Source organism: Caballeronia udeis, assembly GCF_044909315.1.
Lineage (GTDB): Bacteria > Pseudomonadota > Gammaproteobacteria > Burkholderiales > Burkholderiaceae > Caballeronia > Caballeronia udeis_A.
Window position 1 is genome coordinate 539,452 of record NZ_JBIYEB010000001.1, and the last position, 24,156, is coordinate 563,607.

General features: G+C 61.6%; 21 protein-coding genes and 1 tRNA gene. 7 read left to right on the forward strand and 15 right to left on the reverse strand.

Translation table 11 applies throughout. From position 1 onward, the window contains the following. Positions 1-41: 41 nt before the first annotated feature. From mreC to rodA, 4 genes are all read left to right on the forward strand, one after another. A complete protein-coding gene (gene mreC / locus ABH944_RS02530; RefSeq protein ID WP_404604216.1) occupies positions 42-1,145 on the forward strand; it encodes a rod shape-determining protein MreC in 1,104 nt (367 codons plus the stop codon). Beyond that, on the forward strand, positions 1,142-1,654 hold the full coding sequence (gene mreD, locus ABH944_RS02535; protein WP_089166503.1) for a rod shape-determining protein MreD: 513 nt from the start codon (positions 1,142-1,144) through the stop codon (positions 1,652-1,654). Before mreC ends, mreD begins: the two co-directional genes overlap by 4 nt. Before the next feature lie 71 nt (positions 1,655-1,725). Beyond that, positions 1,726-4,161, forward strand: coding sequence for a penicillin-binding protein 2 (mrdA, locus tag ABH944_RS02540; RefSeq protein WP_404604217.1), 2,436 nt, complete (start codon positions 1,726-1,728; stop codon positions 4,159-4,161). A gap of 21 nt (positions 4,162-4,182) precedes the next feature. Beyond that, a complete protein-coding gene (rodA, locus tag ABH944_RS02545) occupies positions 4,183-5,331 on the forward strand; it encodes a rod shape-determining protein RodA (protein ID WP_404604284.1) in 1,149 nt (382 codons plus the stop codon). Positions 5,332-5,397: 66 nt separating this feature from the next. Here rodA and ABH944_RS02550 read toward each other — a convergent pair whose 3' ends face one another. The 14 genes from ABH944_RS02550 to def form a co-directional block, all read right to left on the reverse strand. Then, positions 5,398-6,033 carry a tetratricopeptide repeat protein gene (locus tag ABH944_RS02550; protein WP_404604285.1) on the reverse strand — a complete coding sequence of 212 codons (636 nt, stop codon included), beginning with the start codon at positions 6,031-6,033 and terminating at the stop codon, positions 5,398-5,400. A 35-nt stretch (positions 6,034-6,068) separates the two neighbouring features. Continuing rightward, positions 6,069-6,851 (reverse strand): HpcH/HpaI aldolase family protein, encoded by a 783-nt coding sequence (locus ABH944_RS02555; protein WP_404604218.1) that lies wholly within the window; start codon positions 6,849-6,851, stop codon positions 6,069-6,071. 181 nt (positions 6,852-7,032) lie between these two features. Further along, positions 7,033-7,479 carry a 6-carboxytetrahydropterin synthase QueD gene (queD, locus tag ABH944_RS02560; protein ID WP_062082379.1) on the reverse strand — a complete coding sequence of 149 codons (447 nt, stop codon included), beginning with the start codon at positions 7,477-7,479 and terminating at the stop codon, positions 7,033-7,035. 27 nt (positions 7,480-7,506) lie between these two features. Beyond that, entirely contained in the window at positions 7,507-8,139 is a 633-nt protein-coding gene (gene queE, locus ABH944_RS02565; RefSeq protein ID WP_404604219.1) for a 7-carboxy-7-deazaguanine synthase, read from the reverse strand. A gap of 2 nt (positions 8,140-8,141) precedes the next feature. After that, on the reverse strand, positions 8,142-8,876 hold the full coding sequence (queC, locus tag ABH944_RS02570; protein ID WP_404604220.1) for a 7-cyano-7-deazaguanine synthase QueC: 735 nt from the start codon (positions 8,874-8,876) through the stop codon (positions 8,142-8,144). A gap of 269 nt (positions 8,877-9,145) precedes the next feature. Continuing rightward, positions 9,146-9,221 (reverse strand) — tRNA-Phe (locus ABH944_RS02575). A gap of 89 nt (positions 9,222-9,310) precedes the next feature. Next, positions 9,311-10,027, reverse strand: coding sequence for a response regulator transcription factor EsaR (gene esaR, locus ABH944_RS02580; RefSeq protein ID WP_404604221.1), 717 nt, complete (start codon positions 10,025-10,027; stop codon positions 9,311-9,313). Continuing rightward, positions 10,028-12,415 carry an ATP-binding protein gene (locus ABH944_RS02585; RefSeq protein WP_404604286.1) on the reverse strand — a complete coding sequence of 796 codons (2,388 nt, stop codon included), beginning with the start codon at positions 12,413-12,415 and terminating at the stop codon, positions 10,028-10,030. It lies immediately after the preceding gene. A 31-nt stretch (positions 12,416-12,446) separates the two neighbouring features. Next, on the reverse strand, positions 12,447-13,055 hold the full coding sequence (locus ABH944_RS02590; RefSeq protein WP_404604222.1) for a DUF4390 domain-containing protein: 609 nt from the start codon (positions 13,053-13,055) through the stop codon (positions 12,447-12,449). Further along, positions 13,052-14,536, reverse strand: coding sequence for a 16S rRNA (cytosine(967)-C(5))-methyltransferase RsmB (gene rsmB, locus ABH944_RS02595; protein ID WP_404604223.1), 1,485 nt, complete (start codon positions 14,534-14,536; stop codon positions 13,052-13,054). Before rsmB ends, ABH944_RS02590 begins: the two co-directional genes overlap by 4 nt. A gap of 216 nt (positions 14,537-14,752) precedes the next feature. Next, a complete protein-coding gene (htpX, locus tag ABH944_RS02600) occupies positions 14,753-15,610 on the reverse strand; it encodes a zinc metalloprotease HtpX (protein ID WP_062082392.1) in 858 nt (285 codons plus the stop codon). Between the two features lie 145 nt (positions 15,611-15,755). Further along, a complete protein-coding gene (locus ABH944_RS02605) occupies positions 15,756-16,409 on the reverse strand; it encodes a LysE family translocator (RefSeq protein ID WP_404604224.1) in 654 nt (217 codons plus the stop codon). A 70-nt stretch (positions 16,410-16,479) separates the two neighbouring features. Continuing rightward, on the reverse strand, positions 16,480-17,472 hold the full coding sequence (fmt, locus tag ABH944_RS02610) for a methionyl-tRNA formyltransferase (protein WP_404604225.1): 993 nt from the start codon (positions 17,470-17,472) through the stop codon (positions 16,480-16,482). Between the two features lie 49 nt (positions 17,473-17,521). After that, positions 17,522-18,025, reverse strand: a complete 504-nt coding sequence (def, locus tag ABH944_RS02615; protein ID WP_404604226.1) for a peptide deformylase — start codon at positions 18,023-18,025, stop codon at positions 17,522-17,524. A 212-nt stretch (positions 18,026-18,237) separates the two neighbouring features. Between def and dprA the strand changes: the two genes are divergently transcribed. The 3 genes from dprA to ABH944_RS02630 all read left to right on the forward strand — a co-directional run bounded on the left by dprA (position 18,238) and on the right by ABH944_RS02630 (position 22,884). Further along, a complete protein-coding gene (gene dprA / locus ABH944_RS02620) occupies positions 18,238-19,647 on the forward strand; it encodes a DNA-processing protein DprA (protein WP_404604227.1) in 1,410 nt (469 codons plus the stop codon). Then, positions 19,635-20,012, forward strand: coding sequence for a thioredoxin family protein (locus tag ABH944_RS02625; protein WP_062082401.1), 378 nt, complete (start codon positions 19,635-19,637; stop codon positions 20,010-20,012). Before dprA ends, ABH944_RS02625 begins: the two co-directional genes overlap by 13 nt. 235 nt (positions 20,013-20,247) lie before the next feature. Then, positions 20,248-22,884, forward strand: coding sequence for a DNA topoisomerase III (locus ABH944_RS02630; RefSeq protein WP_404604228.1), 2,637 nt, complete (start codon positions 20,248-20,250; stop codon positions 22,882-22,884). A gap of 141 nt (positions 22,885-23,025) precedes the next feature. On the opposite strand, the gene ABH944_RS02635 is transcribed toward ABH944_RS02630, so the two are convergent. After that, positions 23,026-24,138, reverse strand: coding sequence for a LysR family transcriptional regulator (locus ABH944_RS02635; protein ID WP_404604229.1), 1,113 nt, complete (start codon positions 24,136-24,138; stop codon positions 23,026-23,028). Positions 24,139-24,156: the final 18 nt, after the last annotated feature.

Genomic DNA, 24,156 nt, shown 5'->3' on the forward strand with positions numbered 1-24,156 from the left:
CCGCAGCATCGAACCAACCGATCACGCCCTCGGCGCCGACCATGGAATACAGTCCGCCGCCACTTTTTAAGCAAGGTCCATCCGCTCTCGCGCGATTGATCTTCTTCGTGGTGCTCGCCCTTGCCCTGCTGATTTCCGACGCACGCTTCAACACGCTCGAGATCGTGCGCGGCGTGCTGGGAGCGGGTTTGTATCCGCTGCAGCGCGCCGCGCTCGTGCCGCGCGATATTTTTATGGGCGCGGCCGATCTGGCCGTCACCAGCGCAACCCTACGCAATGAAAACACCAAACTGAAAGAAAAGAACCTCGAATTGTCGGTGAAAGCGGGCGATGCCACCCAGCTCAATGCCGAAAACGCGCATCTTCGCGCGCTGCTCGAGTTGGGCTCGCGCGCCAGCACGAAAACTACGCCTGTCGAAGTCCAGTACGACACGCGCGATCCTTTCACTCAAAAAGTCGTCATTGGCAAAGGTGCGCAGCAAGGCATCCAGAACGGCGCGCCGGTGGTCAACGAAGACGGCGTTATCGGGCAGGTGACGCGTGTGTTCCCGCTGCAATCGGAAGTCACGCTGCTCTCCGATAAAGACCAGGCCGTGCCCGTGCAGATCGTGCGAACCGGATTGCGCAGCGTGATCTACGGCACGCCGAAGGGCGACACGCTCGATCTGCGTTTCGTGCCAATCAGCGCCGACGTGCAAACCGGCGACGAACTCGTGACCAGCGGCCTGGATGGCATTTATCCGCCGGGACTGCCGGTGGCGAAGGTAGTTCGCGTCGATAAACAAGCAGATACCGCCTTTGCCCGCGTAGTTTGCCTGCCGGTCGCACCGGTCCGAGGCGCGCGCCAGTTGCTCGTGCTGCACTATGAGGTCAACCAGCCGCCAAATCCTGAAGAGGCCGAGGAAGCTGCTGCGGCGAAGGACGCGAAGGACAATAAGGGTAAGAAGGGCAAAGCGGCGGCACCGGCGAAAAGCGCCAGCGCGGGCGCCCCTGCGGTGGCGGCGAGTGCGCCCGCCGCGAAAAAACCCGAACCGCCCGCGGCAGTAAAGAAAACCGAACCCGCCAGCGCGAAGAAAGCTGAAAAATCCGGGCACGCCAGGAAAGCTGAACCTGCCGTCAAGTCCGAGCCCGGAGCAGCACCATGAACCGTCCGCAATACATCCTGCAGCCGGTCAATCCGTACTTCATTACGTTCAGTCTGGCCGCCGCGTTCCTGTTGAACCTGATGCCCTGGGGCAGGACCTTCGGCATCCCGGATTTCGTCGCGGTCGTGCTGCTGTTCTGGAACGTCCATCAGCCGCGTCGCGTGGGCATGGGCATCGCGTTCATGCTCGGTATGCTCATGGACGTTCACAATGCCAGTCTGCTCGGTGAGCACGCGCTCGCGTATACGCTGTTGTCGTATGGCGCCATCACCATTCACAGGCGCGTATTGTGGATGTCTCTGCCCGTGCAAACGTTCGTGGTCGCGCCGTTGCTGATTGGCGCGCAAATCGTGCCGTTCGTGATCCGCCTGCTCACCGGCGCGGCGTTTCCCGGCTGGGGGTATCTGATCGACGGGTTCGTGGAGGCTATCTTATGGCCGCTCGCGAGTTTCCTGTTGCTGATTCCGCAGCGCCGCGCCACCGACCCCGACGACACGCGGCCAATCTGAGTTTTAGTTAAGCGTCTGCCGCAACCGCTGCACGCTGTATACGCCACACACGCGGTCCCCGCGAACATTGCATGACCGAATTTCAGAACGCCGAACAACAGTTATCGAAGTTTCGCCTGCGTGTGGCTGCCGCCGGCCTGTTCGTGTTCGTCTGTTTCGGGCTGATCGGCGTGCGCTTCCTGTATCTGCAGGTCTGGCATTTCAGCAAATACTCGCTGCAAGCCGATGAAAACCGTATCTCGGTCGCGCCCATCGTGCCGAACCGCGGCATCATCACCGATCGCAACGGCGTGGTGCTCGCGAAGAACTATTCGGCCTACACGCTGGAAATCACGCCATCGAAGATCGACACCACGCTCGACGATGAAATCGACCGTATCGCGACCGTTATTCCCGTCGATCAGCGCGACCGGCGGCGCTTCAAGAAGCTGCTGGAGGACTCCAAGAATTTCGAGAGCCTGCCAATCCGCACCCGCCTCACCGACGAAGAAGTCGCCCGTTTCACCGCTCAGCGGTATCGCTTTCCGGGCGTGGAAGTACGCGCACGGCTGTTCCGGCAATACCCGCTTGGGCCCACGGCGGCGCATGTGATCGGCTATATCGGGCGGATTTCGCAGCGCGATCAGGAACGTATCGACGAAGCGAGCGACCAGAACGACGCCGACACCGATCACTACGATCCGCGCCTGGACGCGAACAACTACAAGGGCACGGACTACATCGGCAAGATCGGTGTGGAGCAGAGCTACGAAACCGAGCTGCACGGCCTGACCGGTTTTGAGGAAGTGGAAGTCACCGCGGGCGGGCGGCCGGTGCGCACGCTCTCGCGCACGCAGGCGACGCCGGGGAACAACCTGGTGTTGTCGCTGGATATCGGTTTGCAGCAAGTCGCCGAGCAGGCGTTCGCGGGCAAGCGCGGTGCGCTGGTGGCTATCGAACCCGCAACGGGCGATGTGCTCGCGTTCGTATCGGCGCCCAGTTTCGACCCAAATTCGTTCGTCGATGGCATCGACCAGCAGACCTGGGATTCCCTTAACAATTCGCCCGATCACCCGCTGCTGAACCGGCCCCTGCACGGCACCTATCCGCCCGGCTCGACCTACAAGCCGTTCATGGCACTTGCCGCGCTGACGCTGCACAAACGCACGACCAGTTGGGGTTTCCAGGACCCGGGTTCGTACACGTTCGGCGGCCACACCTTCCGCAACGACGTGCGCGCGGGTCAGGGCTGGGTCGATATGAACCGCGCGATCGTGGTCTCCAACGACACCTATTTCTACATGTTGGCGCACGATCTTGGCGTGAACGCCATGGCCGGCTTCATGAAACCGTGGGGATTCGGCCAGATCACGGGTATTGATATCAACGGCGAAGCGCGCGGCATCCTGCCGTCCACCGAGTGGAAAAAGAAGGCGTACCGGAAGCCGGAACAACAGCGTTGGTATGAAGGCGAGACGATCAGCCTGGGTATCGGGCAGGGTTATAACTCGTTCACGATCCTGCAACTCGCGCACGCCACCGCGACGCTCGCGAACAACGGTGTGGTCATGAAGCCGCATCTGGTCAAGGAAGTCGAGAATCCGATCAGCAAGGCGATCCGCGTCACCGTGCGCGATCCGAGCGACAAGATCGCCGTCAAGCAGGCGGACGTCGACTTCATCAAGCACGCAATGGAGGGTGTGGTGACTACCGGTACGGGCGCCAAGATCTTCCGCGGCGCGCCCTATCAGGCCGCTGGTAAAACGGGTACGGCGCAAGTTTATTCGCTGCAAGGCGCGAATTATTCGCACAACGCGATCGCGGAACGTTTGCGTGATCACGCGTTGTTTATCGCGTTCGCACCGGCGGATCATCCAACTATCGCGGTTGCGCTGATCGTGGAAAACGGCGGCTGGGGTGCGGAATCGGCAGGTCCGATCGCGCGCAAAGTGCTCGATTATTATCTCGTCGACCGGCTGAAACCAGGTGCGGAAGCGGCGGCCGTGGCTGCAGCCGCATCGGCGACGGAAGATGCGGGCGCACCCGTGATCGGGGGCGCGCAAAGCCCGGTGGACGCTGCGCTGCCCGCATCGGTGACGGGTGTATCGCCAGCGTTCAAGCCGCAGGCGGCGTCTGATTCAGCGGCCGCGAGTGCGGGCGCGGCAGCATCCGGCTTGGCAGCATCGGCAAGCAGCGGCGCCGATGCTGCATCGAGCGCGCCGGCTGCATCGGCGGCGCCAGCCGTTCCTGCGGCGCCGAGCATGCTGCGCGCGCTGGAAGCGCCGCGCGTGCCGGTCCAGCCGATCGCTACGGAAGCACGCGAAACCGTGCGCCCAGCATCGGGGTCGAAAGCACCGGGCACAGCCGGCGCGAAGGAAACAAGCCGTACCGCCGAGGTTCGCCGGACACCGGCCGCACCAACGCCCCCGTCGCGGCCGAAAGAACCCGCGCCCACTGTCGCCATCCCCCGCGACACCAGCAAAAGCGCTGTCCAGACCTTGACACCGTCTGGCGGCATCGACGAGTAAAGGAGAATCGCCATGCAAGCGCTGCAATTCGACAAGCGCGTCTGGCTCGAACGCGCCAAGCGCATGTTTGCGGGCTTCGATAAACCGCTCGCACTGATCGTGTTCCTGCTGTTGTGCGTGGGCATTGTGACGCTGTATAGCGCGAGCCTGGATGTCCCCGGCCGTGTGGAAGACCAGTTGCGCAACATCATGCTGACGTTCGGGCTGATGTGGATTCTCGCCAACGTGCCGCCGCCCACGCTCATGCGTTTCGCCGTGCCGCTTTATACCATCGGCATGGCGCTGCTGATCGCGGTCGCCACGTTCGGGCTGACCCGCAAAGGCGCGAAACGCTGGCTGAACGTGGGCGTGGTGATCCAGCCCTCGGAGATCATGAAGATAGCGATGCCGCTGATGCTCGCATGGTATTTCCAGCGGCGTGAGGGCGGTATCCGGTGGTGGGATTACATTGTCGGCTTCCTGATCCTGATCCTGCCGGTCGCGATAATCGCCAAGCAGCCGGACCTCGGCACTGCCGTGCTGGTGTTCGCGGCGGGCCTCTTCGTGATCTATTTCGCGGGCCTGAGTTTCAAGCTGATCGTGCCGGTGCTGGTGGCCGCTGTGCTGATGGTCGCGAGTATCGGCGTATTCCAGGAACGCATCTGCCAGCCGGAAGTGAACTGGCCGCTGATGCATGATTACCAGAAGCACCGGATCTGTACGTTGCTCGACCCAACCTCCGATCCGCTCGGCAAAGGCTTTCACACCATTCAGGCTGTCATTGCGATCGGCTCGGGCGGGACCTTTGGAAAAGGTTGGTTAAAAGGCACGCAGTCGCATCTGGAATTCATCCCTGAAAAACATACCGACTTCATTTTCGCAGTGTTTTCGGAGGAGTTCGGGCTCGCGGGCGGGCTTGTGCTGCTATTCCTTTATATGGCATTGATCACGCGAGGGCTGTTTATCGCGGCCAACGGAGCGACGCTGTTCGGACGCCTGCTCGCTGGATCGCTGACCATGGCGTTCTTTACCTACGCGTTCGTGAATATCGGCATGGTGAGCGGGATCCTGCCGGTGGTCGGCGTGCCGCTGCCGTTCATGAGTTACGGTGGAACCGCGCTGACAACGCTGGGGGTTGCGGTGGGGCTCATCATGAGCGTGTCACGACAAAAGCGTCTGATGAAAGGCTAGCGTTTTTCGGTTCTACGCGTGGCAGTTGCGAAGCCCACAATGATGATTTCATTGTGGGCTTTTGTTTTATTGCGGCCGTTCGTGCGCAAGTTGCGCGCTGAGCTCCTGGAACTTCAGCTTCGCCGCGGGATCGCCCTGCGCCGCCGCCGCCGCGTAGTACGCGCGGGCCACGTTGATGTTCTTCTTCACGCCGTCGCCACCGCGCTCGTAAAACGATCCGGCCACGTATTGCGCGGTCATATCCCCGCCTTCGGCGGCCTTCTTGTACCAGACGAACGCCTGCGCGTTGTCGCGCGGCGTGCCGCGGCCATCGAGGAACTGATTGGCCAGCGCGAGCTCCGCCAGGACATGGCCCTGGTTCGCCGCCCGCAAGAACCAGCGATGCGCCTCAACCGGATCACGCCCGACAAACTCGCCATCGTCGTACATCTTCCCGTACACGTACTGCGCTTGCGTCATGTTGGCGTCGGCCGCTTTGCGCAGCCATTTCTTGCCTTCCTCCACATCGGCCGGGCCACCTTCACCGTTCACCAGCATCATCGCGTAATTGAATTCGGCGAGACGGCTGCCGTTCTGCGCCGCGTGCAAAAACTCCGAGCGCGCAGCGCCGAAGTTGCCCGCGTTGTAATCGGCGACGGCGTTTTGCGTCGCCATGTCACTGCCCTTGACGGTCTGCGCGCTCGCCGCAGCGCACACAATCATCAACGCTACGGATACTGCGCCCAATATTCCGGGTTTCATGCCCTTGCCTCCTGCAACGCCTGTCGCGTCGCTTTTAACAGCCAGCCCACATCAGCCGACAACGCGACAACCTTCACGCCGGCTTCCGCATATGACCGCGCACTGGCGACATCGAGTGCGAAAATGCCGCTCGCGATACCTGCGTGTTTTGCGGTATCGATAATTTTCGCGATCGCCGCCTGCACGTCCGGATGTTTGGTATCGCCGAGGTGGCCGAGGCTCGCAGCGAGATCGGCAGGCCCGATGAACAGGCAATCCACGCCCGGCGTCGCCGCGATCGCTTCCACATTCGCGAGCGCCTGCTCGGATTCGATCTGCACGATGGTCGATATCTGCGCATTCGCCGAACTCACATAATCGCGCCGGATGCCGTACGCCGCTGCGCGCACCGCGCCGGCGGCGCCGCGCAGGCCGTCGCGGGCATCGGCGTTCGGATACTGCGTGAGACGCACAACGTGTGCCGCCTCTTCCGCCGTTTCCACGTTCGGGAACATCAGGGTGCGCGCGCCCGCGTCGAGCACGCGCTTGACCAGCCAGCCTTCATGCGCCGGCACGCGGACGATCGGCTCGGTCGGCAGGTGCGCGGCGGCAATAGCACGGAGTTGCGCGACGACATCATGGCTGTCGTTGGGCGAATGCTCCATGTCAATACACAGCCAGTCGAACCCGGCATGCGCCACGGCTTCGGCCACGTCCGCGCTGCCGAGCGACAGCCACATGCCGTACAAGGTGCCGGATTCGGTGAAACGCTGTTTGAGGAGATTGGTGTAGGTGCTCATCGCGTGGTCCCAAGTAGGTCACGCGCGGCGGAATGGCTGACAGGCATGTCTCGCTCCGGTAGGGCTATCTCATTGAATGCGCCGCAGCAAAAAATGTGCGGCTTGTTCAAAGATCATACCGTGACAAAAGAGCGCTGGCAGGAGCCTGCCTTGGGGCCTTGGAGACTGAACCGCTGAAGCGTCAGACGCCTTCGACGTCCGCCCAGCAATTCGGCGTTTCGTAGAGACGCACGCGCTTCAACTTCAGATCGACGCCGTAGTGGTCGTTGTAGACGCCCGAGAGAATCCGGAACGCTTCGGCAGCGAGATTTTCAACGGTGGGAATACGGTCCAGCACGACGGTCTTGTGGTCGGCCATCTGCTCAAGAAAACTTCGCACGACTTCGTCGCGCGCATAGACGATAAACGCGTGGTCCCACTTGTTGACGAGATGCTCCATGGCCAGCGCCTTGACGTCGGCGAAGTCCATCACCATGCCGCGATCCGGCGCGCCTTCCGTTTCGACGAGTTCACCTTGCAGCGTGATTTCCAGCACATACCGATGACCGTGCAGATTGCGGCACTGGCTGCGGTGATCGGGGATGCGGTGGCCCGCATCGAATTCAAGTTTTCGGGTAATCGTCTGCACGTCGGCTCAGCTTGGGCTTGATTCGCGTTAGGGGATGTTCAGGTACTTGTGCGTCTGCATGGACAGGCGCCATTGCGGATGCCGCTTGCACCAGTCGATCGCGAGCTTCGTATTGATGTCGCGCGACGGGCCGTCCATGGGTTGCACGAGGAAATACTCGAAGTCGAGTTTTGCGTAGTCGGCCAGCGGCTGATTGTCTTGCGGCACGACGACCTTCAACTCGTTGCCCTTCGTCACGACCAGCGGCGCGCCGGCCTTCGGGCTCACGCAAATCCAGTCGATGCTGTCCAGCACCGGCAGCGACCCGTTCGTTTCAATCGCCATTTCGAAGCCTGCTGCATGCAAGGCATCGACGAAAGGCGGGTCGATCTGCAGCATGGGCTCGCCGCCCGTACAGACCACGAACTTGTGTGCTTCGCCTTCCGGCCATTGCGATGCAATCATGGCAACGAGCTCCGCAGGCGTTTTGTACTTGCCACCGTTCTCGCCGTCCGTGCCAACGAAATCCGTGTCGCAAAATTGGCAAACGGCGTCCGCGCGATCTTCCTCGCGACCCGACCAGAGATTGCAGCCGGCGAAGCGGCAAAACACGGCCGGGCGGCCGGCATTTGCGCCTTCGCCCTGCAACGTGTAGAAAATTTCCTTTACTGCGTACGTCATGATCAGACCGGTTCGGTGGTGACTTGCTCACCCGACTTGTAGGCTTCGTAGCCGCGCTTGCGCAGCTTGCATGCCGGGCATTGGCCGCAGCCGAAACCCCACTCATGCAACTCGGCGCGCTCGCCGACGTAACACGTGTGAGTCTCGACGCGCACCAGTTCCACCAGCGCCTCGCCGCCTAGCTGTTCGGCCAGGCGCCAGGTGTCGGCTTTATCGAGCCACATCAGCGGTGTCTCGAGCAGGAAGCGGCTGTCCATGCCCAGGTTGAGGGCGACTTGCAACGCCTTCATGGTGTCGTCGCGGCAATCGGGGTAGCCCGAGAAATCCGTTTCGCACATGCCGCCGACGAGCACCTTCAAGCCACGCCGATAAGCAATGGCGGCGGCGATCGTCATGAACATGAGATTGCGGCCGGGCACGAAGGTGTTGGGCAAGCCGTTCGCGCTGGCTTCAATTTCGATCTCGCGCGTCATGGCGGTGTCGCTGATGGCGCCGAGTACGGACAGGTCGATCATGTGATCTTCGCCGAGCCGTTCCGCCCACCGCGGAAACTGCTGTTTCACCGATGCCCGAAAACCTTCCCGGCATTCGAGTTCCACGCGATGGCGCTGACCATAGTCGAAGCCGAGCGTCTCGACGCTCGTAAAGCGATCGAGCGCCCAGGCCAGGCATGTGGCCGAATCCTGGCCGCCGGAAAACAGCACCAGTGCGCTGTCTTTAGCGTCTGTCCGAGTCACCGTGAAACTCCAATGGAGAAGAGGGGATGTGCGATCTGGCTAACGTTCAGGAGAGGCCGCAGCGCGCGGTTTTATCCCGGTCCTATCTTAGCCAAGTCTTTGAAGAACCAAGGATTTTATCATGAAGAGGGTATTCGCTCGTGGATGAGCCTTGACCCAACCGGAGAACGCTCGGGATAGCTTGGCGTCCGGCGCGCATCCAGTGCGCGCAAAAACAAAATGGAAAATGCCCGGAAACCTTGCGGTTTTCCGGGCATTTTTTGCAACTGTGGTGGCCTGGGACGGAATCGAACCATCGACACGCGGATTTTCAATCCGCTGCTCTACCAACTGAGCTACCGGGCCACGAAGAACGAAAGTATATCAAAGGGGATTATGTCGCTCAAGTGCTTTTTGCCACCTTTTTACTGCAACGATCCTGGAACGCCCGCCAGTCAAGCCTCGCTCTTGTTCTTGCCCAGATCCACGCCAAGCTGCTTGAGCTTGCGATACAAGTGCGTACGCTCCAGTCCCGTCTTTTCCGCCACTCGCGTCATGCTGCCGTTCTCACGCGCCAGGTGATACTCGAAGTACGCGCGCTCAAACGCATCGCGGGCATCGCGTAACGGAATGTCGAAGGAGATGGATGCCGTTGCACCCGCCGGACCTGCTGCACCCAGCGCGCCGGCGTCGCCACCCGCCAGGTTCAACGACGCAGCCACCGGCAACGCAGCAGAAGCCGGCACGGTCGAACCGCTCGACGGCAAGGCCGGCCGCGTGGCCGCATTCGCGATTGGCGCCGCAGCCGTGCCGCGAGCCAGACCCTGCTCGACCGCCTTGAGCAATTTCTGCAGCGCGATCGGCTTTTCGAGGAAGTTGAGCGCACCAATCTTCGTGGCTTCAACCGCCGTATCGATAGTCGCATGGCCCGACATCATGATCACCGGCATGGTGAGCTTGCCCTGCGCCGCCCACTCTTTCAGCAGGGTCACGCCGTCGGTATCGGGCATCCAGATGTCGAGCAGCACGAGATCCGGCGCCTGCCGCAACCGGTACTCCCGCGCATGCTGCGCATTTTCTGCCGTCTCCACCACGTGACCTTCGTCGCTCAGGATCTCCGAGAGTAATTCCCGGATACCCATTTCGTCGTCTACCACCAGGATGGTTGCCATTTACGCTGCCCTTGTCTGCACTAATGCTTTTGTCGTTCCGTGGCTCGCCGCCGCCGAGGGCGGCGTCGCGCCCGGTTCGGCGGTATCGTCCGCGAGTTGCAGGAACAGAATCGAGATCTGCGCGCCTTCGATCACGTCAGGAGTCTTCGAACGGTTGCGGATGTCGATGCGCGCGCCATGCTCGTCGACGATCTTCTTCACCGTTGCAAGACCCAGACCCGTGCCCTTGGCCTTCGTTGTTACATAAGGCTCGAACGCACGCGAGAGAATTCGCGCGGGAAAACCAGGACCGTTATCCGATACCGTCAACCGCACCGCCACGCGGGCATGTCCGGAGGCATCGGAATCGCCATATTCTACTGTCTTCGTTTCAAGCAGCACGCGCGGTTCGGCCACATCGGCCACCGCATCCTGCGCGTTCTGCAAGAGATTGTGAATCACCTGCCTGAGCTGCGTGGCGTCGCCACGAATCACCGGCAATTTTGTCAGCTCCACGGTGATATGACTCTTACCCTCTTCAATGCCATACAGGGTCAGCACCTCGGTCACGAGATCATTGAGCTGCAGATTGCCCAGGACAGCCGGCGGCGTGCGCGCGTATTCGCGGAAGTCGTCGACCATCTGCTTCATTGCCTGCACCTGGTTCACGATGGTGGTCGCGCCGCGCTTGAGCACGTCGGCATCGGCGGGAGCAAGCTTGTCGGCCAGCTTCATCTGCAACCGTTCCGCCGATAGCTGGATCGGTGTCAGCGGATTCTTGATCTCGTGCGCGAGCCGCCGCGCCACTTCGCCCCATGCGACCGAACGCTGCGCCGAGATGACGTCGGAGATGTCGTCGAATACGACTACGTAGCCGGTTGTCTCGGCGTCGTCGGTATCGCTTTCGGTCAGGGTCAGCAACTGCGTGCCGCGTACCAGCAAGGTCAGCGGATCAGTCTCGCCCGCTACCGGTACGGCAAGCTGCTGTTGCCAGTGCCCACGGTCGCCAATGGGCCGGCCGCTGCCGCTCGCGGCTGCATCGCGATCTGCAAATGCCTTGCGCACCATTGCACCAAACTCGGACAGCACGCCAATCTGTTCAAGCGGCAGGTTCAGCGACGCATTGAACGGCTGCCGGAAGATCCGCTCCGCGCCGCGATTCGCCGTGGTCAATCGGAACTGCCGGTCGAACACGAACACGCCGGCGGTCAGGTTCGCGAGAATGCTCTCGAGATACGCCTTCGAATGTTCGAGCGCGATCCGGTTGTTCTCCACTGCCGCACGCGCCTCGGACAACTGCCGCGTCATGGCGTTGAACGACTGCGTGAGAAAACCGAGTTCGTCACGCGACTTCACTTCGCGCTTGGGTGTGTAATCGCCCTCGGCGACTTCCTTCGTGCCTTGCGCGAGCAGGAACAACGGCCGCGCGAGCTGATTGCCAAGTGCAAGCGCCAGCATCATCGCAATGAAGGTGGCGAGGAACAGCGCGAGCGTCAGCGTGCCGATATACATCTTGCGCAAGCCGGTGCGCCCGAGCGCCTTCTCCTGATACTCGCGATACGCGCGCTGCACGGCGTCGGCATTGCGGGCGAGCCCGGTACTGACCGGCTGTTCGATCTGCAGGAAACGTTCGGCCGGCTGCAATTCAGTAGTCGAGCTGTCGGGGATCTTCACGATCACCCGCAGCCTCAATGCGCCCTTTGGCCCGGTCTGACTTGAATCGCCATCGACCTCGCCTTCAATAGCCCCGTACGGCCTGCTACGCGCCTGATTCAATTGCAGCGGAGTGGGCAGGTCGTCAGGCACGAGCGCCGCGAAATTACTCGATGCCTGCGCCACCACACGCACGTCGGGCGCGGTACCGGAGCCGCTTCTCGCCGGTTCGACGATGGTCGCGTCCTGCACGTTGAACTGATCGCGCAAGCGCAACAGCGTGAGCGTGAGGCTGGTCGGATCGGCGCTTGCAAGCTGGTCGCCCATCAGGCGGCCCTTGTTCTGCAAATCGGACAACGATGCATCCAGCATGCCGCGCCCGAGATTCAGCCCGGATGTGAGCGCGGTTTCCACGTTCACGTCGAACCATGACTCGATACTGCGCGACACGAACTGATACGACACCACATAGATGATCGCGCCCGGCACTACGCCCACGAGCGCAAAGATGAACGCGAGTTTCGCGAGCAGCCGCGTGCCGAACTTGCCCTGCCTCACACGGGTGATGATGATTGCCAGCAGCCCGATCACGATCAGTATCAGCACGACCGCCACCGCGAGATTCGCGGCGTACAGCCACTGGTAATAACGATCGAAGAACTCGGTGTTCGCGCTGGCCAGGGCCAGCATCACGAGCAGCAGAATGGCCGTGAGCGCAACCGTTGTCACGAGCACCCGAACCACGAGGCCCGTCATGTTCGTGCGGCGTAGCGGTCGGCGGCGTAGTTTATTTAGCACTGGTCGCCGCCGTAAAAGTAAAACGCTTCCAGTCGGAAGAGAGATTCCAGTCGCGGTTGTTGACCGCGTCGATCTGGAACGGCTTGGGCATCAGTGCAATGTCGAGCTGCATGCGCACTGAAGCGTTATATGTCTCGCCGGGCTTGACCTGGTTACGATCGATCACGTGCCACGATGTCACGTGCTTGATGACTGCGAGCGCTTCCTCAAGCGTGGCGAAACCGAGCTGCAAGCCCCCGGTGGAGACACGATATTCGCGTGTCAGGGGCTGAAACGAAAGCCGGATACTTTGCGACACGCTCACCGGTTCTTCGTCGAACCAATACCAGCGCGGCCGCGACAGATCGAAATCCGTTGTGAAATACAAAGGCACGCCCTTGTTCACGGCGTCTTCAAGGCTGCTGTTGAGATCGAAGTCGAAACGGGCGTCGAGACTCCAGCCCGATCCGTCCGCCTGCAGCGACGCGCGCTGCACAGCAATGGGATCGGCCTGCGCGGCCGAAACGGGCATGAACGACAGCGCAAAGCTCAATAGCATGGCCAGCACGGCCTGACCGGCAGACGCGAGCCGCAGCGGGAAAAAGCGTTTGATCGTCACCGTTTCTGAAAGCGCGCGTAGAAGAATCCGTCGTGGTCCGCAAAGGCTTCCGCGTCCCGCGTCAATGCTGAACGGGTACGTTGCGCCTCGCCTGAATTGTCCGTCAGCGAGTTCGTGACCGGGTCCGGTGATACTTGCCCACCAGCCGCGCCGGTGCGGCTGGCTGTCGGCAATAATTGCCCCGGCGCGTCCAATCGTACCGCATCTTCGTGCACCTCTCCAAACCACTGCGCCTGCAACTCGCCCTCTTCCGGAAAGATTGAGCACGTAACGTAGAGCAACTCGCCGCCGGTTGCGACCAGGGGCCAGAGCGCCGAAAGGATGCGCCGCTGCTCTTCGACCAGCGCGGCGACGTCGGTGGGACGGCGCAGCCAGCGAATGTCAGGATGACGCCGCACAATGCCCGATGCCGAGCACGGCACGTCGGCAAGAATGCGATCGAACGGATCTCCGTCCGACCAGCCCGACGGCTCACCGGCATCGCCTACGCGAATTTCCGCGTGCACATTCAGGCGCTGCAGATTCTCTCCGATACGCCGCGCGCGCCCCGCATCGCTTTCCACCGCAATCAACTCGACGTTCGCCAGTTCCAGCACGTGGCCCGTCTTGCCGCCGGGTGCAGCGCAGGCATCGAGCACGCGCATGCCGTCGCGTGCGTTCAGCAACTGCGCGGCGAGCTGTGCGCCGGCGTCCTGAACCGAGACGACGCCGTCGGCGAAACCGGGAATCTTGTCGACCGCCATTGGCGTCTTGAGACGCACGGCATGAATGCCGGCGGCTTCGGCTTGCATGTTCTCGGCTTTGAGGACGTCGAGATATTGCGCGACGCTCATACGCCGTGCGTTCACGCGCAACGTAAGCGGCCCTTGCCGGTTACCGGCGCCCAGGATGTTTTCCCATTCGTACGGGTGACCGCGCTTTACCGCGTCGATCCACCATGCGGGATAGTTGAAACGCGCGACAGGATCGCTTTGAACCTCGGCGAGTAAAGCTTCACGTTCACGCAGGAACGAACGCAATACGGCGTTGACCAGACCCTTCGCAAACGCAAATTCGCGCCGCGCGGCGATTGCGTTGACGGCTTGATCGACAACGGTAAATGGCGTGTACGCGGCCTCGGCTTCGTCGTCCACCAGAAGGGCGAACGCGCAAGCCATGACATTCGATACATGCGGCGGCGGCGCTTTGCGCACCAGTTTCGCGAGCAGCGCGTCGGCCACGGCGAGGCGCCGCAACGTGCGGTACGCGATGTCCTGCGTTGCCCCGCGCGAGACCGCCACGTGCGTGGCCGCAATGACCGTCTGCAAGGCTGCGGGCAGCGCGGAACCGGCACGCACCGCGCCGACCGCTTGCGCGGCGGCATCGAGCGCGAACGCAAGGGAGTCGGGAGCGAGGGGTAGCGTGGCAAGCCGGGCGTCGGACGACGCTCGGCTGCTTTCCGCCGATGAAACGGCGCGGCGTCGGGAATGCTTTTCGGTCATGTCGGGGCGAAGGCGTTCGAGCCGGCCGATGCCGGTCCGCACAAACGAAGCATTGTAACTTGCGAGGGGTTTGGGTCTGAGATTGGGACTGGAATGCTGGCCGAACGGGCAGGGTTGGAGCCAACCCGCTGTTTATGACAGGTGTCATGGTGTGACAAAAGACCCATCGCCGCTTACGCTGCGATGGGTCCATAACTATGCCTTAGACAGCTCCTATCACTCCATCCGGCCGGTTCGCGCCATCTCCATCAGGCGCGCAACGCGTTCCTCGGTCGCCGGGTGCGTGGAAAAGAGCTTCGAGATTCCGCCACCGGCCAGCGGGTTCATGATCATCATCTGCGCCGTGGCGGGATGCTGCTCAGCGGCGGGGAACGGCACGCCCGCGGCATACGCGTGGATCTTCTCGAGCGCGCTGGCGAGCGCTTGCGGATCGCCGGAAATCTGCGCGCCGCCCCGATCAGCCTCGAATTCCCGCGCCCGCGAAATAGCCATCTGGATCAGCGCACCGGCCAGCGGAGCCAACATGGCTACCGCAATAGCGGCGATCGGATTCGTGCGACGGCCTTCGGAATCCCGGCCGCCGAAGAACATGGCGAAGTTGGCCAGCGCCGAGATAGCACCGGCCATGGTGGCCGATATTGTCGAGATCAGGATGTCGCGGTGCTTCACGTGCGCGAGCTCATGCGCCATCACGCCGCGCAACTCGCGCTCAGACAACACCCGCAAGATACCGGTAGTCGCTGCAACAGCCGCGTGCTCCGGATTACGCCCGGTTGCGAATGCGTTGGGCGCATTTTCGTCGATGAGATACACCTTCGGCATGGGCAGCTGCGCCCGCGTGGCCAGCTCGCGAACCATCCGGTAAAACTGCGGCGCGCTGGCTTCGTCGACTTCCTGTGCGTTGTACATCTTCAGCACGAGCTTGTCCGAGAACCAGTACGAAAAGAAATTCATGGCGAGGGCGACGATCAGCGCAAGCATCATTCCCTTGCTGCCGCCGATCATTCCTCCGATCACGACAAAAAGGGCCGTGATCGCTGCCATCAGCATCGCCGTTTTGACCCAGTTGAACATGTCTTGAACTCCTCACCCAATATCAATGCGCGTTAAGCGCGAGCGGCCGAAGCGGCCTTTTTGCCTGACCAGACAATCTGCCCGCAATTGCCCGGCCTCAGATTGTAAGCAAAATGTTAGATAAGGGCATCCCGGAAAAATTCAATCACCTGTGTGAAGTCGCCAGCTTGATGCCCAGTCCGACGAATGCACTGCCCACCACCCTGTCCAGCCATAGCTTGACGCCGGGTTTGCCTGAGAAGCGTTGCGTCACGCTGCCCGCGATCCACGCCACGAACGTGTTCCAGAAGGTGCTGACCAACACGAACACAAAACCAAGCGCGAGGAAGGCGAGGGTTTTGTGTTCGCTGTCGACGGCAACGAATTGCGGAATGAACGAGACGAAAAACAGCACCACTTTCGGGTTCAGCACATTCGTGACGAAACCTTGCGTGAAGACTTGCTGGAGCGACTTCGGTGCGGCGCGAACGCGGCTCGCTTCGCTCGGCTTGTGGCTGGTTTTCGCGGCCGCCGGCTTGGCGAAGATCAGCCGCACGCCGAGATAGATCAGGTAAATCGCGCCCGCGAACTTGACGATGGTGAACGCCGTCACCGATGCCGCCAGCAACGCCGTGAGCCCGAATGCGCAGGCCAGCGTATGCACAATGCAGCCGAGCGCAATGCCCAGCGCCGACACCACGCCCGCGCCACGCCCCTGTGCGACACTCCGGCCGACGATGTACGCCGTATCCGGCCCCGGCGTAACGCTCAGCAACATGACGGCAACGATAAACAGCGTGAAACCGGTGATTCCAAGCATTGCGTGACCTATGTTTTTTGACTGGTTTTAGCCGTCGCAACGACGGCGCGGCAAATACGCAGACACCGTTTCAGGCATCCGGCGCGACTTCCCGAAGTTCGAATCGTTGCCCTTTAACAATAGGCGATCCCGCAAGAAATTCGCGCACAGGCAGTCGTTTGCCGCCAGGCTTTTGCAACTGCGTGAGACGCAAGCCGCCCTGACCGCACGCAACCACGACACCTTCCGCACCGCTTTCCACAATCACGCCGGGATCGGCATGGCCCGTCAGTGGCACCGGCTCTGCGGCCCAGATCTTGACGACAACGCCATCGAGCGTTCCAAACGCGCCGGGAAACGGATCGAAGGCGCGAATCTGACGCGCGAGCATGCTCGCCGGACGACGCCAGTCGAGCGCCGCTTCGTGCTTGGCGATCTTCTCGGCGTACGTCGCGCCGTCCAGTGGCTGCGGCGTGGCGGGCAAGGCGCCATCCCGTTCGAGATCCCGCAATGCTTCGACGATCAGATCAGCACCGAGCCGGGCCATCCGATCGTGCAGCGTGGCCGTCGTGTCCGCAGACGTGATCGCCATGCGGCCTTCCCGGATCATTGCACCGGTATCGAGCCCCGCATCCATCTGCATCAGCGTGATGCCCGTCTCGGCGTCACCAGCTTCGAGCGCACGATGAATGGGCGCTGCGCCGCGCCAGCGAGGCAACAGCGAACCATGAATGTTGATTGCGCCCAACGGCGGGATGTCCAGCACTTCCTGCGGCAGGATCAGCCCGTACGCCGCAACCACCATGACGTCGTGCGGCGTGGCCTTCAGCAGATCAATAGCGGCGGCCGCTTCCTCGGGATACTTGCCATTGCGCCGCAACGAGGTCGGCTGCGCCACCTGCAAGCCATACTCGACCGCCAACCGCTTGACCGGCCCGGGAGCCAGTTTCAAACCGCGCCCGGCGGGCCGGTCCGGCTGGGTCAACACGAGCGGCACATGAAAACCCGCCGCGTGAATGGCAGCCAGTGCGGCAGCGGCAAATTCAGGTGTTCCGGCAAATACGACACGCAGCGATTGAGTCATCGATTCAGCAACCTGCAAATTCCAGCATCCGTCTTGGTGAATCGACCCGTCATAGCGCCTTTTCGAGCTTTTTCATCTTGCCGCGAATTCGCGTCTGCTTCAGCGACGACAGGTATTCGACAAAGACGCGTCCCATCAGGTGATCCATCTCGTGCTGGATGCACACCGCAAGCAGCTCTTCGCAGTCGATTTCGAACGTCTCGCCCTTCTCGTTCAGCGCGCGCACACGCACCTTTTCCGGTCGCTCGACGAAGTCGTAGATGCCCGGCACCGACAGGCAGCCTTCCTCGTGATCCTTCTTCTCGTCGCTCGACCAGATGATCTCCGGATTGATGAAGACCTGAAGCTGGTCGTGCGTGTCCGACGTGTCAATCACGATCACGCGTTCATGCACGTCCACCTGGGTCGCGGCAAGGCCGACGCCTGGCGCCGTGTACATGGTTTCCGCCATATCCGCGACGAGCTTGCGAATCCGGTCATTGACGACCTCTACGGGCTTCGCGACCTTGTGCAGCCGCTTGTCCGGGTATTTGAGTATGTTGAGCAGAGCCATGATTCAGATTATCGACGCACGCCGCGGCGCGCGATAGTCGGCCATTCGGCCAGGTTGTAAAAGAGTGCCGGTATCGAGAAGATGATTGGGCCGAAACGCGGCGCTTCAACGTCGTTTCAGTGCCGCTCGCGGGGCGGCAACGCGTTGTCCGAAAGGCCGGAACCAAGGCCCTTCGACAATCCTTTCGTATTTCGGGATATGAAAATTTTAACATGACGCCTTTCCTGTTGCCGACGGCCGACGCCAAGCCCTGTCTGGGAGAAACCGATTTGCAGGACGTTTCAGCCTGGCTGCGGCTGGCGAACGCGAGCGGTTTGCCGCCCATCGCGCTGCGTGCGTTGCTTGCCGAATTCGGCGGGCCGCAGGCGGTGCTGAACCAGTCATTCGGTGCGCTCGCCGTAATCGCCGGAGAGAAAGCGGCCTGTGCGATGCTTGGGCCCCCGCCGCGCTCGGAACTCGGTCCATTCGACGAATGCCTTGCGCGCACGCTTGAGTGGGCGTCGGTTCCGGGCAACAGGATCGTCACGCTTGCGGATTCAGCGTACCCGCCAGCGCTCCTCACCATGCCCGATCCGCCACCGTTGCTATATGTAAAGGGACGGCTGGACCTGCTTCAGGCCCGGGCAGTGGCGATTGTCGGCAGTCGAAGCGCGACGCCGCAAGGCGTTGACGACGCCCGCCGCTTCGCGCAAGCCCTTTCGGATGCGGGGCTCGCGATTGTGTCGGGGCTCGCGCTGGGTATCGACGGCGCGGCGCATCGCGGAGGACTAAGCGGTCCTGGCGGCACGATTGCGGTCATTGGAACGGGGGCGGATCTTGTCTATCCGCCGCTGCACCACGCGCTGGCGCACGAAATTGCGACAAACGGCACGATCGTGTCGGAATGGCCGCTCGGCATGCCGGCCCGGCCTGTAAATTTTCCGCAGCGTAACAGGCTGATCGCGGGGCTGGTGAGTGGCGTGCTGATCGTCGAAGCAGCCATGCGTTCGGGTTCGCTGATTACCGCCCGGCTCGCCAACGAAATGGGGCGCGACGTATTCGCTATCCCGGGCTCGATCCACGCGCCGCTGTCGCGCGGGTGTCATCGGATGATCAAGCAGGGGGCGAAGCTTGTGGAAACGCCCGAGGACATTCTCGAAGAGTTCGGTTTTCCGGTTCCGAGCGAAGCAGCCGTGGCACCTGTTTCGAAGCCGCGAAAGCGTGGGAAAGCAATTCCGGTGGAAGAAGCTGGCGCCGAACCGGCAACAAGCGAATTCGCACTGGAACTTCAAAGCGCGCCGGGGTCGGGAACCGCTGCACGTAGCAAACCGGCGAGCGCGTCGTGGGCATCAGCGTCGATAAAACTGGCCAACCCCGAAACCGACCGCCTGCTCGAAGCACTCGGGCACTCGCCCGCGACGCTTGAAATTCTTGCCGAGCGGACCGAAATGGATGGTGCGACGCTACAAAGCCTGCTGTTGCAACTCGAATTGTCGGGACGGGTTGGCGCGTTGCCGGGGGACGCTTTACCCGGCTTGAACGCTGATTTTTCGGCACCATGCTACATTCGCGACAAAATCCGCTTCTTGCAAACCCAACAAATGACTGACGAAAAGGACCGCAAGGATCCATGCCCGCGTTGAATCTCGACACCGACGCCGATCAGATTGCCGAGCGCCTGACCAGCGCCGGCACGCTACTCGTCGCTTGCCTGTGCGCCGAATGGTGCGGGACGTGCCGCGATTATCGCGAGGGTTTCGACCTGCTCGCCGACGCCCATCCGGACATCTGCTTTGCATGGATCGACATCGAAAACCAGGCGGATCGCTTCGATGACCTCGATGTGGAAAATTTTCCGACCGTCTTGATAGAAGACGCTGTGACAACCCGTTTCTTTGGAACGGTGCTGCCGCAAACGTCCATTGTCGCGCGCATGTTGACCGATTTGAGCGCGTTGCCGGGGATGGTGGGCGCACCGAAGATCCGGCCCGCACTCGTCGCCGCATAAATCGAATCAAGCGGCAAGACCAATATGCGCAACTGAGCGCACTCGTAAGCTGAAACGGCTTTCGCGCTTGCATCACAAAGCGCCCACATTCACCGTTCGGCATCCCGCGTTTCATTAAATGCCAGACCGCGCGCCGCACGCCATATGCTATAAAGCGGACGTTAACGGGTCCGAACCGCGGTGGCGCAAGCCGCCCAAACCCGGCCTCATGCCAGTCCCTAACTAGAATCGAGTCATGTCCAAAGCCCTGATCATCGCTGAAAAGCCTTCTGTCGCGAACGACATCGCGCGCGCTTTGGGCGGCTTCACCAAGCATGACGAATATTACGAAAGCGAAGACTACGTGCTGTCGTCGGCGGTCGGCCACTTGCTCGAAATTGCCGCGCCGGAGGAGTACGAAGTCAAGCGCGGCAAGTGGAGCTTCGCCAACCTGCCCGTCATTCCGCCGCATTTCGACCTGAATCCGATCGCCAAAAGCGAATCGCGGCTGAAGGTGCTGACCAAGCTGCTCAAGCGCAAGGACGTCGATCGCCTGATCAACGCCTGTGACGCGGGGCGCGAAGGCGAGCTGATTTTTCGCCTGATCGCGCAGCACGCGAAAGCCAAGCAGCCTGTGCAGCGCCTCTGGCTCCAGTCGATGACCGCCGGCTCCATCCGAGACGGTTTTGCGAATTTGCGCAGCGACGCCGACATGCAGCCGCTCGCCGACGCCGCCCGTTGCCGCTCCGAAGCTGACTGGCTCGTGGGCATCAACGGCACCCGCGCCATGACCGCGTTCAACAGCAAGGGCGGCGGTTTCTTCCTGACGACGGTTGGCCGCGTTCAGACGCCAACGTTGTCTATCGTTGTGGAACGCGAGGAAAAGATTCGTCGTTTCGTGCCGCGCGATTATTGGGAAGTGCGTGCTGAATTCCTCGCCGAGAAGGGCATGTACGAGGGCCGCTGGTTCGACCCGAAATTCAAGCGTGTCGAGGGTGACCCGGAGCAGCGCGATTCGCGTCTCTGGAACTTGCCCGACGCTGAAGCCATTGTCGCGGCCTGCCGCGGCAAGACCGGCACAGTCACGGAAGAAGCGAAGCCGTCCACGCAAATGTCGCCGCTGCTGTTCGACCTGACCAGCTTGCAGCGCGAAGCCAACGGCCGCTTCGGCTTTTCGGCCAAGAACACGCTCGGCCTGGCTCAGGCCCTGTATGAAAAGCACAAGGTGCTGACCTACCCGCGTACCGACGCGCGCGCGCTGCCGGAGGATTACATCCCGACGGTGAAGGACACGCTCGCGATGCTCAAAGAGAGCAACAACTATCTGCCGCATGCGAAGCAGGTGTTGGACAAGGGCTGGGTCAAGCCGAACAAGCGCATCTTCGACAACTCGAAGATCAGCGATCACTTCGCCATCATCCCGACCCTGCAGGCGCCGAAAGCGCTGTCCGAACCGGAGCAGAAGCTTTATGACTTGGTCGTGAAGCGTTTCCTCGCGGTGTTTTTCCCGGCAGCCGAATACCTGGTCACCACGCGGATCACCGAAGTCGCCGAGCATCGTTTCAAGACTGAAGGCAAGGTGCTGGTCGAACCGGGCTGGCTGCAGGTCTATGGCAAGGAAGTGGGTGGCGAAGACGCCAATCTCGTGCCGGTTCAGAAGGACGAGAAGGTCGGTGTCGAGAAGGTCGCGGCGCTCGGTCTCGTGACGAAGCCGCCTGCGCGCTACAACGAAGCGTCGTTGCTCTCCGCTATGGAAGGTGCGGGCAAGCTGGTCGAAGACGAAGAGCTTCGCGAAGCAATGGCCGCGAAGGGCCTCGGCACGCCGGCCACGCGGGCGGCGATTATCGAAGGGCTGCTGGGCGAAAAGTACATGGTGCGCGAAGGCCGTGAGCTGATTCCTACGGCAAAGGCCTTCCAGTTGATGACCTTGTTGCGCGGTCTGGGCGTAGAGGAACTGACGGCGCCTGAATTGACCGGCGAGTGGGAGCACAAGCTCTCGCAGATGGAGCGCGGCAAGCTCCCGCGCGACGAGTTCATGCAGGAAATCGCGCGCATGACGCAGACCATCGTGAAGCGTGCGAAGGAATACGACTCCGACACCATCCCCGGCGATTATTCGACGCTCGAAACACCGTGCCCGAATTGCGGCAGCCAGATTAAAGAGAACTATCGGCGATTCGCTTGTACGAAGTGCGAATTCTCGATGTCGAAGATTCCCGGTGGACGGCAGTTCGAGATTCCGGAAGTCGAGCAGCTGATCAAGGATAAAACCATCGGGCCGCTGTCGGGTTTCCGCAGCAAGATGGGCCGGCCGTTTTCCGCCATCCTGAAGCTGTCTTTCGACGACGAAATCAAGAACTGGAAGCTCGAGTTCGACTTCGGTCAGGATTCAGGCGGCGAAGACGGCGAACCGGTAGATTTCTCGGAGCAGACGCCGGTTGGCGCGTGTCCGAAGTGTCAGTCGCGCGTGTACGAGCACGGCATGAGTTATGTGTGCGAAAACTCGGTGGCGAATCCGAAGACCTGCGATTTCCGTTCGGGCAAGGTGATCCTGCAGCAGGAAATGTCGCGCGAGCAGATGACGAAGCTGCTCGAAGAAGGACGCACGGACTTGCTGACGGGCTTCAAGTCATCGCGCACGGGCCGTAACTTCAAGGCATTTCTCGTGAAGCAGCCGGATGGCAAGATCGGCTTCGAATTCGAGAAGAAAGAGCCGAAACCGGGTGCCAAGCCGGCCGTCAAGCGCGGTGCCGCGGCGCTTACTGAAGCGGAAGACGAAGGTGACGGCGACGTCGCCGTGGCGGCCAAGAAAACGACCGTCAAGCCTGCGGCGAAGAAAGCCCCTACGAAGAAGGTGGCGGCCAAGAAGGCGCCGGCTCGCAAGGCGGGTTAGGTTTCAGGTTTCAGGGTTTGAGGGCCGCCAGGTCAGGCCCCGTAGCATTAAAAAAGCCCGCGAATCATTCGCGGGCTTTTTTTCGTTCATCGTGCTGGACAACGCTTGATCGCCCAATGAGCCCCACCACGGCGGCGGCCATCAGAACGGCGAAGGCATGGCCGGCGTCGCACGCGAGCGCGACTTCACAGGCTTGCCACCGACCTTGTTGTCATCGGCGGGAGGCGCTTCGAATCGTGCGCCGCCTTCTGCTTCCGCGTACGCCGCATGCGCAACCAGCGGCTCGGAATCGCGCTCATCGATTGCCGGTGCTCCCGGCTTGACGAAGCCGTCCTTCACCCACTGCTCACCCAGCTGATGATTCGGCGTCTGGCTGAAATGCTCGACAAGGTGATCGATGAACGTGCGCACCTTCGCCGGCAAATGGCGCCGGCTTGGATACGCGACGTTGATCTCGACCTGCGGCAGCTGATAGTCGCTCAGCAGGCGCACCAGCCGGCCGCGCGTGGTGTCGTTGCCGATCAGGTAACTCGGCAGGATCGCGATGCCCATGCCGAGCAGCGCGAACTGGCGCAGCATCTCGGTATTGTTCGCGACGATCACGTTCGTCGGCCGCACGCGCACTTCGCCTTCCGGGCCGGTGAACACGCGCTCATCGCCGAAATATTCGGACGGCAAACTCAGCGACGGATGTTCGGACAAGTCTTCGGGCCGCGTCGGCACACCATGCGTTTCGAGATAGCCGGGCGTCGCGCATACGGTCAGGCAACCGGTCGTCAGGCGCCGCGTGACAATGCTCGCGCTGCGCATCTGGCGCGCGATCACAATGCCCACGTCGAAGCCCTCTTCCACCAGATCGACTTGCCGGTCGACCAGCGTGACGTCCGGCACGACTTTCGGATAGCGTTGCGTGTAGGTCTGCAGCACGGGAGCGAGGTTGTGCAGGCCGAACACGACGGGTGCGACAATTCGTAGCGATCCAACCGGCTCGTGGTTACGTGCAACCACCATTTGTTCGACGTCCTCGAGCTCGTCGAGGATCTGGCGAGCGCGTTCCAGGTACACCTGGCCGGACTCGGTTAGCGACAAACTACGCGTGGTGCGGTTGAGCAAGCGGGTGCCCAGGCGCCCCTCCAGGTCAGCAATATGACGTGTTGCCACTGCATTCGAGATATCCATTGCGCCGGCTGCGCGGGCGAAACTGCCGAGATCCGCCACTCGGACGAATACTTTCATCGACTGCAAATGATCCATGAGACAACTCCTGCTGCT